This is a genomic window from Ruegeria sp. C12 (assembly GCF_056537745.1).
This window is the reverse complement of the sequence record NZ_JBQFSA010000003.1, coordinates 93894-108963: the sequence shown is the minus strand read 5'-3', so window position 1 is coordinate 108963 and position 15070 is coordinate 93894. Positions and strand designations below refer to the sequence as shown.

Below are 15070 nucleotides of genomic sequence, written 5' to 3'. Positions count from 1 at the left end.
CCATTCGGTGCAGCCAATTTCGTATCGGAGCTAAGACAATGAATCGTATCCTCGCTACCGCAATTGTCGGCCTGCTGGCCCTGCCAGCGTATGCAGAAGGTGATGCCGAGGCCGGCAAGAAAGCCTTCAACAAGTGTAAATCCTGCCACCTGATCGCTGACCCTGCCGGCGAAGTGATCGTGAAAGGCGGCAAGACCGGACCCAACCTCTACGGCGTCGCAGGCCGGACCGCTGGCACCTATGAAGGGTTCAAATATGGCGACAGCATCGTCGCCGCCGGTGAAAACGGGCTGGTCTGGGACGAGGAAACCTTTGTCGCCTACTCGCAGGACCCCAAGGCGTTCCTGAAAGGCTATCTGGATGACACCGCGGCCAAGTCGAAAATGACCTTCAAGCTGAAATCCGGGGCCGAGGACGTTTTTGCCTATATCGTCAGCGTCTCTGGCGAATAAATTCACACGTTCATGACAGGTGACATGACGAAAGGCCGCAGCCCCTGCGGCCTTTCGTGCGCTTGATAACTGGCCTTAACGTTGCCAGTTTGACCTCACGTGGCGAAACAACACTCCGACGGGGCCGCGACGCCAAGCCGATCCGGCCTTAGCTTTTCTTTTTACTTCCCCCGTCCTACGGATCGGCAGCAGGAGACGACCGATGGGAATCATGATCCCGGCCTGGGTTGATGGCGAACTGACCCCAGTAGACAAGCTGGAGGCACATCAGAAAGGCCTCAGGCACAAGGCGGTGTCGGTTTTCGTTATTCGCGGGACCGAGATTTTGCTGCAGCGGCGCGCGCTGGGCAAATATCACACGCCCGGCCTGTGGGCGAATACCTGCTGCACCCATCCCGACTGGGGCGAAAACGCCTCGACGTGTGCCGTGCGCCGCTTGCGGGAAGAGCTTGGGATCACCGGTCTTTACCCGGAATACCGCCACCGGCTGGAATATCACGCCGATGTCGGCAACGACATGGTCGAGCATGAGGTGGTGGATGTCTTTCTGGCCCATGTGCGCGGCCCGCTGAAGATCGAGCCGAACCCGGACGAGGTGATGGAGATCCGCTGGATCGACTATCACGACCTGCTGGCCGAGGTGCAGCGCCACCCGGACCGGTTCACGCCCTGGCTGAAGATCTATCTGCACAACCATGCCGACACGATTTTTGGCCCCGACCTGATCATTTCCGCAAAATCCTGAGGCGCAGGGCATATCCTTGTCTTGCATGGCTGCTGCAAGCGGCCTAAATCAACGCGTCATGGCCAAGCAGAAGACCGACCCTAATTACAAAGTGATCGCCGAAAACCGGCGCGCCCGCTTCGATTACGCAATCGAAGAGGATATCGAGTGCGGCATCGTGCTGGAAGGCTCCGAGGTCAAATCCCTGCGGGCCGGTGGTTCGAACATTGCCGAAAGCTATGCCTCGGTCGATGACGGAGAGCTGTGGCTGATCAACAGCTACATCGCACCTTATGAACAAGCCAAGGTGTTCAAACACGAAGAACGCCGCCGCCGCAAACTGCTGGTCTCGCGCAAGGAATTGTCGAACCTGTGGAACGCGACCCAACGCAAAGGCATGACGCTGGTGCCGCTGGTTCTGTATTTCAACCATAAGGGCCGGGCCAAGCTGAAGATCGGCATCGCCAAGGGTAAAAAGCTGCACGACAAGCGCGAAACCCAGGCCAAGCGCGACTGGTCACGGCAAAAGCAGCGTTTGATGAAAGATCACAGCTAGGGTGGGGAACACCCCGACCACTGCGAAGCCTTGGTCTGAAAGCCTAAATCAGTTGGACGTCGGGTCTCTCATACCGATCCTAAGGTTCAGCGACGACCGCGCCCAGGGGGACTGGACGCCATCCGTTTCGCTGATAACGTCCGAGCGCACCTGATCAAACATCTGATCAAGCGACAGGCCCGAGGTCCTGATCCCGCGCGCAATCGCTGCTGTATAAGGGCTGTTGGTTCCGGTCCCATCAAGTGCAACGTCACCGGGTCCTGTGGCATAGGCGATCAGGTTGTTCGTGCGTGCGGTCATGCGCGCCAGCCCGTCGCCCACATCCAGGACCACGTCCGATTGGCTGCTGAACGGATTGTCGCGGCAGGCGTCAAGGATCATAACGCTTACAGCCTGTGGCGAGTGAAAGCGATCCAAAACCCATTCTGCCGGGACGGCTTCGCCCGCTATGTCAGCCTCGGACTGAATGTTCACACCCAGCGGAAGAAGATAGTTAAAACCATCACTGCGCACCCCGTGCCCCGCGAAATAGAAAACGGCCAGCGCCTCGGACCCCGCCGCGCGTACTTTGCTGGCAAAGGTTTCGACTTCGCGCATCATCTCTGCGCGGTTCGCATCTGTCAGCGTTGTGACCGAGAAACCGGCGTCGCGCAGTTCATCGCTCATCAATTGCGCGTCGTTCACGGGGTTGTCGAGCGCCGGGACATTTGTGTATCCGGCATTCCCAATCACCAAAGCAAACCGTTCATGCGCCGCTGACGGCCCTGCTAACAGGGCGGTCACGATATAAAATGCTGCAAAAATACGCGTCAATTCGGCCTCCAGGTTTTATGGGTAAACGTCATTCAGGTTTTGCTTCACCGGTATCGCCCGAAGCACAAGGATAGAGCCGCAGAAACCAACCGCCACCCTTGCTCATCCCATTAAAATGCCATCGCTGCCTGTACCGCGCGTTGCCAGCGGGCATAGGCGGCGTCGCGGGCTTCTTGCGCCATCTCCGGTTCAAAGCGTTTGTCCAGTTGCCATGTCTCGGCAAACCCGGCCTGATCGGGGTAAACACCTGCTCTCATCCCGGCCAGCCAGGCCGCGCCCAGAGCGGTTGTTTCCTGCATCACCGGACGGTCCACCGGCGCGCCCAGACAGTTTGACAGCCCTTGCATGGTCCAGTCCGATGCGCTCATCCCGCCATCGACGCGCAGGATCACATCGGCCTCGGCCCCCCAGTCGCCCTGCATGGCATGCCACAGGTCGCGAGTTTGAAAGGCGATGCTGTCCAGTGTGGCGCGGGCAATTTCGGCCCGGCCCGAGTTGCGGGTCAGTCCGAACATCGCGCCCCGGCAGTCGGGTTTCCAATAGGGCGCGCCCAGTCCGGTGAAGGCGGGTACCAGCACCACATGCTGAGTCGGATCGGCCTGCGCTGCCAGATCGCCGCTTTGTGGGGCGGCATCTATGATTTTCAGCGCGTCCCGCAACCATTGCACGGCGGCACCGGCGATGAAAATCGAGCCTTCCAGCGCATAGGTCTTTTGCCCGTCCAACTGATAGCCAATGGTGGTCAGCAGGCGGTTTTTCGACGCAACCGGCTGCGTGCCAGTATTCAGCAGCGCGAAACATCCCGTTCCATAGGTCGATTTCATCATGCCGGGCTGGAAACAGGCCTGCCCGATGGTAGCGGCCTGCTGGTCCCCGGCAACCCCGAGGATCGGGATATTGCCACCCAGCAGGGACGTGCTGCCGAATTCCGCCGCGCAATCCAGCACCTGAGGCAGCATCGCCAACGGCACATCCAGAAGCTCACAAATTTCTGCACTCCATGCGCCCTTGTGAATGTCGAACAAAAGGGTGCGGGCGGCGTTTGTGGCGTCGGTCACGTGACTGTGCCCATCGGTCAGACGCCAGATCAGAAAGCTGTCGATGGTGCCGAACAGCAGCTCTCCGGCGTCGGCCCGCGCGCGCGCGCCATCGACGGTGTCCAGCAGCCATTTGACCTTAGTGCCCGAGAAATAAGGATCCAGCAGCAGGCCGGTCTGGGCGGTCACGTCATCTTCGCACCCGGCCTGTTTGTAGCGGGCGCAGATCTCGGCGGTGCGACGGTCTTGCCAGACGATGGCGTTGTGGATCGCCTTGCCGGTGGTCTTGTCCCAGACCACGGTGGTTTCGCGCTGGTTGGTGATGCCGATCCCGGCGATCTGGTCGGCTGAGACCTTGCTGGCCTCCATCACCTCGCGGCAGACGGTCAGGACGCTGTCCCAAATATCCTCGACATCATGCTCGACCCAGCCTTCTTGCGGGAAATGCTGTGGAAATTCGCGCTGCGCCGTGCCGACACGGTTCATCTGCGCGTCAAACAATATCGCGCGTGAGGACGTGGTGCCCTGATCGATTGCCAGAATATAGGTCATGCCTGCGCGCCTCTCCCAAACCGTTTTGCGGGACTTTAGCGCAAACAATGACGCTCGGACCAGAGCGTTCAGACGGGAATATTGTCGATCAGGCGGATTCCGTTCAGCCAGGCGGCAGCCAGCAGCCGGGCAGGGCGATCCGGATGGGGCAAAGGCTCAAGCGTTTCGGCGCAATGCAGCTTGAGGTACTCGACCTGCGCAAACCCCGAAGCCAGCAGATCGGCCTGCGCCTGTTTCACCAGCGGATCAAACTCTGCGCCGGTTTTGACCGCCGCCGCCACGTCCCTCATAGCCCTGTTCAGATGCGCGGCCACCTCAAGCGCCTCGGGCGACAGGCGCAGGTTGCGCGAGGACATGGCCAGCCCCGAAGGCTCGCGCACCGTGGGGCAGCCGATCACTTCGATCGGAATGTCCAGATCGCGCGCCATCCGGCGTACGACCAGCAATTGCTGATAATCTTTTTCCCCGAAATACGCCCGATCTGCCTGCGTTTGCAGGAACAGCTTGGCGACCACGGTGGCGACGCCGTCAAAGTGGCCGGGGCGGAATTCGCCCTCAAGCACGTCGGTCAGGCCGGTGACCGAGACATTGGTGGCAAAGCCTTGCGGATAGATCTCGTCGGGCTCGGGCACATAGATTGCATCGACGCCGTAGGGGGCCAGCTTTTCCGCGTCCTCAAGTTCGGTACGCGGGTAATTGGCCAAATCCTCGGGGTTGTTGAACTGTTTGGGGTTCACAAAGATGGTGACGATCACCCGGTCGGTGCCTTCCCGCGCGGCCTCGGCCAGCGACAGGTGGCCCTGATGCAGCGCGCCCATGGTGGGCACAACGCCGATGGTTTCGCCCTTGCGGTGCCATTCGGTGGTCAGCGCGCGCAGGTCAGCCAGACGGCGCAGGATCGGTGCGGTCATGATTTGGTGCCCTTGGCGGGGGCCTGATCGGCAAAGACATGCTCGGCTGCCGGAAAGCTGCGCGCGCGGACCTCGGCGGCGTATTCGGAGATTGCAGCCTCGGCCAGTGGACCAAGCTCGGCATAGCGTTTGACGAATTTCGGTTTGAACGCTGTGAAAAAGCCCACCATGTCATCCACCACCAGAATCTGCCCGTCACACCCGGCGGATGCACCGATGCCGATGGTCGGGATCGCGACCTCGGCCGTGATCTGATCGGCCAGACCTTGCGGCACCTTCTCTAACACGACGGAAAATGCGCCCGCGTTGGTCACCGCATGGGCATCGGCCAAAACCGCCTGTGCCTGCTCATCCCGGCCCTGCACCTTGTAGCCGCCCAGCGTATTGATCGACTGCGGCGTCAGGCCGATATGCGCCATCACCGGGATACCGCGCTTGACAAGAAAGCGGATGGTTTCGGCCATTTCAACGCCGCCTTCCAGCTTGACCGCACCCGCGCCGGTTTCCGCCATCAGGCGGGCGGCGTTGCGGAACGCCTGCGCCGGGCTTTCCTCGTAGCTGCCAAAGGGCATGTCGATGACCATCATCGCGCTGTTCAAGCCGCGCGCGACGGCCTGACCGTGCAGGATCATCATCTCCATCGTCACGCCAAGGGTCGATTCCAACCCGTGCAGCACCATGCCGACGCTGTCACCGACCAGAACAAAGTCGCAATGAGCGTCCATCAGCCGGGCCATTGGCGTGGTATAGGCGGTCAGGCTGACCAGGGGCTCTCCGCCTTTTCGGGCGCGAATATCCTGGGCGTTCGGGGCTTTCTTGCGGGCGGTGGCGCTCATGCTCGCTCCTCGCGGGGTTCATGTTGCAGCGCGGCATAACAGATCAGGCAGGGCCATAGAAACCCCGGTTGCGCGAACATTTCCTTGAATGACCCAAGGTTTAAAGGAACACTGGCCCAGGAATAACCCGCACAAACGCGGTTACGTTGACTTCAACGGGGAGAGATTTTCATGACAAAGCAGGTGTTTCGAACCTTTGGCTCGGTGCTTGCGCTGAGCGCCGGATTGCTGGCAACGGGCGCGATGGCCAAGTCCGACATTACGATTGCGATGCAGTTGGAACCGCCGCATCTGGATCCAACCAGTGCTGCTGCGCAGGCAATCGATTCGGTGGTTTACACCAATATCTTCGAAGGGCTGACCCGGTTCATGGGTGACGGCTCGGTCGTGCCGGGGCTGGCGGAAAGCTGGGAAATCTCGGATGACGGTACGGTCTATACGTTCAAGCTGCGTGAGGGTGTGACCTTCCATGACGGCAGCACGATGGATGCCGAAGACGTCAAGTTCAGTCTGGACCGCGCCAATGCCGATGACAGCGCCAACGCGCAGAAAGCCCTATTTGCCGGGATCGAAAGCGTCGAAGCCGTGGACCCGCTCACCGTCAAGGTCACGCTGTCCGAGCCAAACGGCAATTTCCTGTTCAACATGGCCTGGGGCGATGCGGTGATCGTCGCATCCGAAAGCATCGAGGACATCAAGACCAACCCCGTCGGCACCGGAGCCTTTACCTTTGGCGAATGGGTGCAGGGCGACAGTATCACACTGAACCGCAATCCCGATTATTGGGGCGATCAGCCCGCGTTGGAGACTGCTACCTTCAAGTTCATCTCGGACCCGACCGCTGCCTTTGCCGCCATGATGGCCGAGGATGTGGATGTGTTCGACAATTTCCCCGCGCCCGAGAATCTGCCTCAGTTCGAGGCTGATCCGCGCTTTCAGGTCCTTGTCGGCTCGACCGAGGGGGAAACGATCCTGTCCACCAACAACAAGCAGGCGCCGTTTGACGATATTCTTGTCCGACAGGCGCTGGCCCATGCAATTGACCGTCAGGCCATCATCGACGGGGCGATGTTTGGCTATGGCACGCCCATCGGTACTCATTTCGCGCCACATCACCCGGCCTATGTCGATCTGACGGGTCAGTCGGCCTATGACCCGGAAAAGGCCAAAGCGATGCTGGCCGAGGCCGGATATGCGGAGGGGTTCGAGACCACTTTGCACCTGCCGCCTCCGTCATACGCCCGTCGGGGTGGAGAGATCATCGCAGCACAACTGGCCGAGGTTGGGATTACCGCCGAGATCATCAATGTCGAATGGGCGCAATGGCTGGAATCGGTGTTCAAAGGCAAGGATTTCGGCCTGACCATCGTCAGCCATACCGAGCCGATGGATATCGGTATCTATGCGCGGCCTGACTATTATTTCCAATATGACAGCACCGATTTTCAGGCGCTGATGGATCTGCTGAACACCACAACCGACCCGGACGAACGCACCCGGTTGATGGGCGAGGCACAACGCCTGATCGCCAGCGACTATGTCAACGGATACCTGTTCCAACTGGCCAAACTGGGCGTGGCCAAGGCTGGCGTGCAGGGGCTGTGGCAGAACGCGCCCACGGCGGCGATTGATCTGACGGCGATCAGTTGGGCCGAGTAAACTGGTGTTTCTGACTGGCAGGCTCATCGTATCGGCCTGCCAGACATATGACCTTAATACAGACCGGAAATGCTCGGATACGCTCTCAAACGACTGATCTCTTTGATGATCAGCCTTGCTGTCGCCTCGGTGGTGATCTTTGCCGTGATCGAGATCGCGCCGGGCGATCCGGCCTCGTTCATGCTGGGTGTGAACGCGCAAGACGATACGCTGGCTGCGCTGCGGGCCGAGTTGGGCTTGGACGGGTCCAAAGTACAGCGGTATTTCAGCTGGGTCGGTGGGATGCTGGTGGGGGATTTCGGCACCTCTTACACCTACCGCACGCCGGTCTCGCAGATGATTGCGGATCGGCTTTGGGTCTCCTTGCCACTGGCTTTGTATGCGCTGACCCTGTCGACCCTGATCGCCTTTCCGGCAGGCATCTACGCTGCCGCGCGCCGGGGCAAACCCGGCGATCTGACGGTGATGGGAGCCACGCAACTGGGCATCGCCGTGCCGAACTTCTGGTTCGCGATGATGCTGGTCCTGATCTTTGCCATCAACCTGCGCTGGTTCAATGCGGGCGGGTTTGCAGGCTGGGACAAAGGGTTCTGGACCGGTATGCATTCCCTGACCCTGCCCGCGATTGCCCTGGCCCTGCCGCAGGCGGCCATTCTGGCGCGTGTGATGCGGTCGTCCTTGCTGGACATTCTGGGCGAGGATTTCATGCGCACCGCCCGCGCCAAAGGTCTGTCCCGCCGTCAGGCGCTGTGGCGTCATGGGGTTCGAAATGCGCTGATCCCGGTGCTGACCATTATTGGCCTTCAGTTCTCGTTCCTGCTGGCCGGGTCGATCATCATCGAACAGGTCTTCTACCTGCCCGGCCTCGGGCGGCTGGTGTTCCAGGCAATCTCGGCCCGTGACCTGATCGTGGTGGAATCGGTGGTCATGCTGCTGGTCTTCGCCGTCATCACCGTGAACTTTCTGGTCGATCTGGCCTATGCCGCCGTTGACCCAAGGCTAAGGAGCCGGACATGAGCCGCAACCTGATCCTTGGCGCGGCGCTGTCCTTGCTGGTCCTGCTGGCGGCGTTGGTGTCTTTTGTCTGGACGCCGTATGATTTTGCGGCTCTGAACATTCCGCAGAAATTGCAGCCGCCCAGCGCGCAGCACTGGTTCGGCACCGATCATTTCGGGCGCGACATGTTCTCGATGATCATGGTCGGCGCGCGGACGTCGATTGCGGTGGCACTGGTCGCAGTTGGGATTGGCATCGGCTTGGGCGTGCCGCTGGGTCTGACAGCGGCGGCACGCAAAGGGTCGTGGCTGGATGAGGTCATTATGCGCAGCAATGATCTGGTCTTTGCCTTCCCCTCGCTCGTCATAGCAATCCTGATCACGGCCGTTTTCGGGGCCGGAGCCATCAACGCGATCATCGCCATCGGCATCTTCAACATCCCGGTTTTCGCGCGCATCACCCGAGGGGCCGCGCTGTCGCTGTGGGAGCGCGAGTTCATCCTCGCCGCCCGTGTCTCGGGCAAGGGCGCGGCGCGGATATCGGTGGAGCATATCCTGCCTAACGTCGCCAATCTGCTGATCGTGCAGGGCACGATTCAGTTCAGCCTTGGCATTCTGGCCGAAGCTGGGCTGAGTTACGTCGGTCTGGGCGCTCAACCACCGACGCCAAGCTGGGGTCGGATGCTGGCCGACGCGCAGACAATGGTCAGTTTCGCCCCGCATTTGGCTCTGATTCCGGGCCTCGCGATCATCGTCACCGTGCTGGGGCTGAACCTGCTGGGGGACGGGCTGCGGGACTGGCTGGACCCCAGAATCCGGGTGGCGCGGGCATGAGTTTGTTACGGATCGAAAACCTGTCCCTTGGTATCCACGGGGTCGAGATTCTGAAACAGGTCGGCCTGATGATTGCGCCCGGTCAGATTGTGGCGGTGACTGGGGAAAGCGGCTCGGGCAAGTCGATGACGGCGCTGGCCGTGATGCAGTTGTTGCCAAACGGGGCGGACGGTGACGGTTCTATCCTACTGGACGGGCAGGAAATCCTGAACCGGCCCGAGGCCGAGATGTGTGCCTTGCGCGGCGCCTCGATCGGGATGGTGTTTCAGGAACCGATGACCGCGCTGAACCCGGTCAAGACCATTGGTGATCAGGTGATGGAGACCATTCTGATCCACAAAGCGATGCCCCCCGCGCAAGCGCGGGAGCGGGCGGAGGAAGTGCTGACGCGCGTCGGCCTGCCGCCGGATCGCTTCCCCTTGTCCCGCTACCCGCACGAGTTGTCGGGCGGGCAGCGTCAGCGTGTGGTGATCGCCATGGCCATAGCCCTGCGTCCCAAACTGCTGATCGCGGATGAGCCGACAACGGCGCTGGATGTGACCACTCAGGCCCAAATTCTGGAGCTGCTCAAGGGGTTGGTGACCGAATACGGTATGGGCCTGCTGATGATCACCCATGATCTGGCCGTTGTCGCCGATATGGCGGATCAGATCGTGGTCATGCGCCATGGCGCGGTGGTCGAAAGCGGTGCGACGGATCATCTGCTGCGCAATATGCAGCACCCGTATACGCGGATGCTGTTCGAGGCGTCGAACCATCAGGTGACACTGCCCGACGCCCAGCAGCCGCAGCCGCTGCTGGAGGTCACGCAGGTGATCCGCGACTATCGCCTGCCCCGCAAAGGCCTGTTCGACGCGCCGGGCCATACCCGCGCTGTGGATGGCGTCAGCTTCACCCTCAACCGGGGCGAGCGACTGGGGCTGGTCGGAGAGTCCGGATGCGGGAAATCGACCCTAACACGGGCTATTTTGGGGTTGGAAGAGGTTCAATCCGGTGACATCCGGCTGGACGGTCAGCCGGTTTTTTCAGGCCACAAACCCAACCCGGCGGTGCGCCGCAAGATGCAGGTGGTGTTTCAGGACCCCTATGGCAGTTTCAACCCGCGCCACCGCGTTGCGCGGCTGATTACGGAACCTTTTCACCTGCTCGAAACCCCTCCCAAAGGGGCAGAGCGGCAGGATCGGATTGCCGAAATGCTGACCGCCGTGGGGCTGCGTCCTGAGGACGCCGACAAGTACATCCACGAATTCTCGGGTGGGCAGCGGCAGCGGGTTGCCATCGCCCGTGCACTGATCATCCGCCCAGAACTGATCCTGTTTGATGAGGCGGTTTCGGCCTTGGACGTTTCGGTCCGGGCGCAGATTCTGGACCTGCTGGCCGAACTTTGCTCGGCCTATGATTTGACCTACCTGTTCATCAGTCACGACCTGAGCGTCGTGCGCACAATTACGGACAGGGTGATGGTCATGCAGGCCGGGAAGATCGTTGAACAGGGCGAGACCGAGCAGGTCTTCACCCACCCGCGCCATCCCTACACCCAAAAACTGATCTCGGCCGCGCCGCAATTGCCTGAGATCGGGAAGGGTGCCGCATGAGTTTTCCCGTATTAGAGCCGAAATAGGAGCTTTCGATGACCGACCCGATTTGGTTTGATCCCAGCCTCTGTCTGATCGGAGGTATATGGCAGTCGCCGGACGGGGGACAATCGCTGCCCTTGGTCAACCCGTCCGATGGATCGGAGATTTGCCGCATCGCGCGGGGCGGTGCCGCAGATATGGATGCGGCAGTCACGGCGGCCCGATCTGCATTGGACGGCGACTGGGGCCAAATGCCCGCGTTCGAGCGGGGGCGCATCCTGAGCCGCCTGGGGCGGTTGGTTCAGGAACGGGTCGAGGATCTGGCTGCCTTGGAGGCGATGGATGTTGGTAAACCGCTGACTCAGGCGCGGGCGGATGCTGTCGCCCTGGCGCGCTATTGCGAGTTTTATGGCGGTGCAGCGGATAAGGTGATGGGCGAGACGATCCCGTATCTGGACGGCTACACGGTTTACACTCTGCGCGAACCGCATGGCGTGACGGGTCATATCGTGCCCTGGAACTATCCGATGCAAATCATAGGCCGCTCGGTCGGGGCGGCGCTGGCCATGGGCAATGCCTGTGTCCTGAAACCGGCGGAAGAGGCCTGCCTGACCGCACTGGCCTTTGCCCATCTGGCGACCGAGGCCGGGCTGCCTGCCGGGGCGCTGAATGTTGTGCCCGGATTGGGGGCCGAGGCTGGGGCCGCGCTATCCGGGCATCCGGGCGTTGACCATATCTCGTTCACGGGCTCGGTTGCGACGGGTGCTTTGGTGCAGCAGGCGGCGGGGCGAAATGTGATCCCCGTGACGCTGGAACTGGGCGGGAAATCACCGCAACTGGTCTTTGATGATGCCGATCTGGACGCGGCCCTGCCGTTTCTGGTCAATGCAGGCATTCAGAACGCCGGGCAGACCTGTTCGGCCTCGTCCCGCATTCTGGTGCAGCGTGGTGTCTATGATCAGGTCAGGGCGCGTATGGCCGAGGCCTATGATCAATTGAATGTCGGTCGCGCTATGGATGACCTTCGGGTCGGCCCGCTGATCTCGGACCGGCAAAAGACCATCGTCTCGGGGTTTCTGGCGAAAGGCGGGGATCTGACCATCGCCGCGCAGGGGCAGATCACCGCCAACGCGCCAGCGGCCGGGGCCTATGTCCGACCAACCCTGTTCGCGGACGTGCCCCCCGATCACGTTTTGGCGCAGGATGAGATATTCGGCCCGGTTCAGGTTCTGATCCCGTTCGACACGGAAGATGAGGCTCTAACCATTGCCAACAGCACCGACTACGGCCTTGTCGCCAGTATCTGGACACGCGATGGCGCGCGGCAGATGCGGTTGGCAAAACGTCTGCGCTCGGGTCAGGTGTTTATCAACAACTATGGTGCCGGGGGCGGCGTCGAATTGCCATTTGGTGGGGTCGGTAAATCCGGTCACGGTCGCGAAAAAGGGTTCGAGGCGCTCTATGGCTTTTCGCAACTCAAGACCGTTGCGGCCTATCACGGCTAGACGATCACCTCGATTGCCTTCTGCGCGCCAACCCCAAACACCCGTTTGTAACGGTCGATCTGATCCGCCGGTCCCATCGCCTTTTCCGGGTTGTCCGACAATTTGACCGTCGGTCGCCCGTTGGCCGAGATCGCCTTGCACACCAGTGAAAACGGCGCAAGCGCGTCGCCCGGTACCAGACCGCGAAAGTCATTTGTCAGCAGAGTGCCCCAACCGAAGGAGATATTGGCGCGGTCCGCAAACTGGCCGTGCAATTCCTTGATCTTGTCCACGTCCAATCCGTCCGAAAAGATGATCCGCTTTTGCGTCGGATCCTCACCGCGGGATTTCCACCAGTCGATGGCCACTTCGGCCCCGGCAGCGGGATCGCCGCTGTCGACCCGGATCCCGGTCCAGCCGGCCAGCCAATCGGGTGCGCGATCCAGAAACCCTTTGGTGCCGTAGGTGTCGGGCAGGATAATCCTCAGATTGCCGTCATGCTCATCATGCCAGTCGCTGAGGACATCGTAGGGGGCCTGCGCCAATTCCTCATCCGTGTCGGCCAGCGCGGAATAAACCATGGGCAGTTCGTGGGCGTTGGTGCCAATGGCCTCAACCTCGCGCCGCATGGCGATCAGGCAATTCGAAGTGCCGGTGAAGGATGACCCCAGGCCTTCGATCATCGCCTGAACGCACCAATCCTGCCACAGGAAGGAATGCCGCCGCCTTGTCCCGAAATCCGCAATCCCCAGCCCTTCGATCGAGCCAAGCTGCGCGATCTTCTCCCACAACCGCGTCATGGCCTGAGCGTAGAGCACCTGCAATTCAAACCGGCGCATCTGGTTCAGCACGGCGCGCGAGCGCAGTTCCATCAATACGGCCAAAGCGGGGATTTCCCACAACATGACCTCGTGCCATTTGCCCTCAAACGTCAGCTCATACTGATCACCCTTCCGCTCAAGATGATAGGGCGGCAGGCGTGTGTTCTCGAACCACTCCATGAAATCTGACCGGAACATCTGCCGTTTGCCGTAGAACATATTGCCCCGCAGCCAGGTACTTTCCCCACGGCTGAGGCTGAGCGAACGGATGTGATCCAGTTGTTCCCGCAACTCTCCTTCGTCGATCAAATTGGCCAAAGGCACGTGATTCGACCGGTTGATCAGTGAAAATTCCACATTTGTTTGAGGCTTATTTCGAAACACTGACTGGCACATCAGCAGTTTGTAGAAATCTGTGTCGATCAAAGACCGAACAATCGGGTCGATCTTCCATTTGTGGTTGTAGACACGGGTCGCGATATCGACCATGGGGAACTCCTGCGATTTCCGTTGTTAGATCAATCAGCACGGGGAATGGCAAGAGTCGCTGATCTGGTGACAATGCCCGCTTGACGTCACAAAGCGGGCATATTGTTTGGTCTTATCACCGATTAGTGAGGGTGTGGGATGGAAGAATAAGGCTGTTAGTGGTGTATGAGTCTTCGGTACGACTTTGATATTGTAAGGAAAGCACTGGACGAACAAACGCCTGACGCGCCGCCGACCTCTGGTCCGGACGGGGGTCAGGTGATTGCGCTGTTTCGGGATGTTAAGACGTCTGATGCGCTGCGCGGGGCGTCGCCCAAGATCCGCAAGATGTTTCAGGATGCGGGCTTCGGGCTGGCGGCGCATGACAGTGGAATTGCGCCTGACGTCTACCCACCTGCGGACCAGCCCGAGCGCGAACGCATCCTGTCGGCGCTGTTCGCCAGTATCAAAAGTCAGGGCGTTCAGGGCGAATACAGTGGCGAGTTCGATTTCATGCAGTTTCTGGATCACGTCCAGCGGGCGCGCCCGGTGCAGGGCGTTATGCGATCCGAGCCTGTTGTTCAGCCTCCGATGCCAACCCCGGTCAGCCGGTCCAAACGGCGCGCGGTTCCGGGGCGGATCGGCTTCGCCCTTGGTTTGGCCGTAATCCTGTTTGTGCTGTTCAAATTCCTCGAAGCGGCGGGTGCCGGGAGTTAAACCAGTTTGACCCCGGCCTGACGCATCGCCTGTTCGGCTGCCGCCATCGACCCGTCCATATCGATGCCCCGGCAGGCATCCAGCCGGACGGTGACATCCAGACCCAGTCGCGCCGCATCCACTGCCGAGTAATGCACGCAGAAATCCGTGGCCAACCCAACCAGAGTCACGCGCGACAAGCCCCGCGTTTCCAGATACCCTTTCAGGCCCGTTGGCGTTGTCTGATCGTTTTCAAAAAAGGCTGAATAGCTGTCGATGGCACTGCGAAACCCTTTGCGGATGATCAGGTCCGCATCGGTCCGCAGGTCGGGGTGAAATTCGGCCCCCTGACTGCCCTGAACACAGTGATCGGGCCATAGGACCTGCGGGCCATAGGGCATTTCGATCACCTCGAACGGGGATTTGCCGGTGTGTGAGCTGGCAAAGCTGGAATGACCCGCCGGATGCCAGTCCTGCGTCAGGATGACGGCGTCGAAATCACCCATCATGGCGTTGATCGGGGCCACGACCTCATCCCCGCCTGCGACGGCCAGCGCGCCACCGGGGCAGAAATCGTTCTGGACGTCGATTACGATCAGGGCGTGGGTCATCGCGGTCTCCTTTGATCTATCGGTACGGCGTGCCGCGGGGGGCG

The 15070-nt window shown here is 60.7% G+C and carries 15 protein-coding genes; 9 read left to right on the top strand and 6 right to left on the bottom strand.

All coding sequences use genetic code 11. The features are described from left to right. Nucleotides 1-38 precede the first annotated feature (38 nt). The 3 genes from ACR0C9_RS07930 to smpB all read left to right on the top strand — a co-directional run bounded on the left by ACR0C9_RS07930 (nt 39) and on the right by smpB (nt 1732). Nucleotides 39-452, top strand: a complete 414-nt coding sequence (locus tag ACR0C9_RS07930; protein ID WP_480583674.1) for a c-type cytochrome — start codon at nt 39-41, stop codon at nt 450-452. A 202-nt stretch (nt 453-654) separates the two neighbouring features. Then, nucleotides 655-1197, top strand: coding sequence for an isopentenyl-diphosphate Delta-isomerase (gene idi, locus ACR0C9_RS07925; protein ID WP_170453562.1), 543 nt, complete (start codon nt 655-657; stop codon nt 1195-1197). A 58-nt stretch (nt 1198-1255) separates the two neighbouring features. Continuing rightward, nucleotides 1256-1732 carry an SsrA-binding protein SmpB gene (smpB, locus tag ACR0C9_RS07920; protein ID WP_170453563.1) on the top strand — a complete coding sequence of 159 codons (477 nt, stop codon included), beginning with the start codon at nt 1256-1258 and terminating at the stop codon, nt 1730-1732. A 48-nt stretch (nt 1733-1780) separates the two neighbouring features. Here the strand turns inward: smpB and ACR0C9_RS07915 are convergent, their stop codons facing one another. From ACR0C9_RS07915 to panB, 4 genes are all read right to left on the bottom strand, one after another. After that, entirely contained in the window at nt 1781-2545 is a 765-nt protein-coding gene (locus ACR0C9_RS07915) for a caspase family protein (protein ID WP_480780744.1), read from the bottom strand. 110 nt (nt 2546-2655) lie between these two features. Then, the gene (gene glpK / locus ACR0C9_RS07910) at nt 2656-4134 is read right to left on the bottom strand and encodes a glycerol kinase GlpK (protein ID WP_480780743.1); all 1479 of its coding nucleotides are present in this window, start codon (nt 4132-4134) and stop codon (nt 2656-2658) included. Between the two features lie 68 nt (nt 4135-4202). Then, nucleotides 4203-5045 carry a pantoate--beta-alanine ligase gene (gene panC / locus ACR0C9_RS07905; protein WP_480780742.1) on the bottom strand — a complete coding sequence of 281 codons (843 nt, stop codon included), beginning with the start codon at nt 5043-5045 and terminating at the stop codon, nt 4203-4205. After that, nucleotides 5042-5881 carry a 3-methyl-2-oxobutanoate hydroxymethyltransferase gene (gene panB, locus ACR0C9_RS07900; RefSeq protein WP_480780741.1) on the bottom strand — a complete coding sequence of 280 codons (840 nt, stop codon included), beginning with the start codon at nt 5879-5881 and terminating at the stop codon, nt 5042-5044. The genes panC and panB overlap by 4 nt, the downstream gene beginning before the upstream one ends. 171 nt (nt 5882-6052) lie before the next feature. On the opposite strand from panB, the gene ACR0C9_RS07895 reads away from it, so the two are divergent. From ACR0C9_RS07895 to ACR0C9_RS07875, 5 genes are all read left to right on the top strand, one after another. Then, nucleotides 6053-7540, top strand: coding sequence for an ABC transporter substrate-binding protein (locus ACR0C9_RS07895; RefSeq protein WP_480780740.1), 1488 nt, complete (start codon nt 6053-6055; stop codon nt 7538-7540). A gap of 69 nt (nt 7541-7609) precedes the next feature. Continuing rightward, complete coding sequence (locus ACR0C9_RS07890; RefSeq protein WP_480780739.1) at nt 7610-8557, top strand: ABC transporter permease; 948 nt, start codon at nt 7610-7612, stop codon at nt 8555-8557. Next, nucleotides 8554-9369 carry an ABC transporter permease gene (locus tag ACR0C9_RS07885; protein ID WP_480780738.1) on the top strand — a complete coding sequence of 272 codons (816 nt, stop codon included), beginning with the start codon at nt 8554-8556 and terminating at the stop codon, nt 9367-9369. Before ACR0C9_RS07890 ends, ACR0C9_RS07885 begins: the two co-directional genes overlap by 4 nt. Further along, nucleotides 9366-10964: a dipeptide ABC transporter ATP-binding protein gene (locus ACR0C9_RS07880; protein WP_170453571.1), complete on the top strand. Its 1599-nt coding sequence runs from the start codon at nt 9366-9368 to the stop codon at nt 10962-10964. Before ACR0C9_RS07885 ends, ACR0C9_RS07880 begins: the two co-directional genes overlap by 4 nt. Before the next feature lie 35 nt (nt 10965-10999). Further along, nucleotides 11000-12451, top strand: coding sequence for an aldehyde dehydrogenase family protein (locus tag ACR0C9_RS07875; protein ID WP_170623292.1), 1452 nt, complete (start codon nt 11000-11002; stop codon nt 12449-12451). Here the strand turns inward: ACR0C9_RS07875 and pncB are convergent. Then, nucleotides 12448-13740 (bottom strand): nicotinate phosphoribosyltransferase, encoded by a 1293-nt coding sequence (gene pncB / locus ACR0C9_RS07870; protein ID WP_170623290.1) that lies wholly within the window; start codon nt 13738-13740, stop codon nt 12448-12450. The genes ACR0C9_RS07875 and pncB overlap by 4 nt on opposite strands. A 165-nt stretch (nt 13741-13905) precedes the next feature. Here pncB and ACR0C9_RS07865 point away from each other — a divergent pair, with 165 nt between their 5' ends. Then, nucleotides 13906-14436, top strand: coding sequence for a hypothetical protein (locus ACR0C9_RS07865; protein ID WP_170453574.1), 531 nt, complete (start codon nt 13906-13908; stop codon nt 14434-14436). Here the strand turns inward: ACR0C9_RS07865 and pncA are convergent. Continuing rightward, nucleotides 14433-15026 (bottom strand): bifunctional nicotinamidase/pyrazinamidase, encoded by a 594-nt coding sequence (pncA, locus tag ACR0C9_RS07860; protein WP_170453575.1) that lies wholly within the window; start codon nt 15024-15026, stop codon nt 14433-14435. The two genes, ACR0C9_RS07865 and pncA, sit on opposite strands and share 4 nt — an antisense overlap. Nucleotides 15027-15070: the final 44 nt, after the last annotated feature.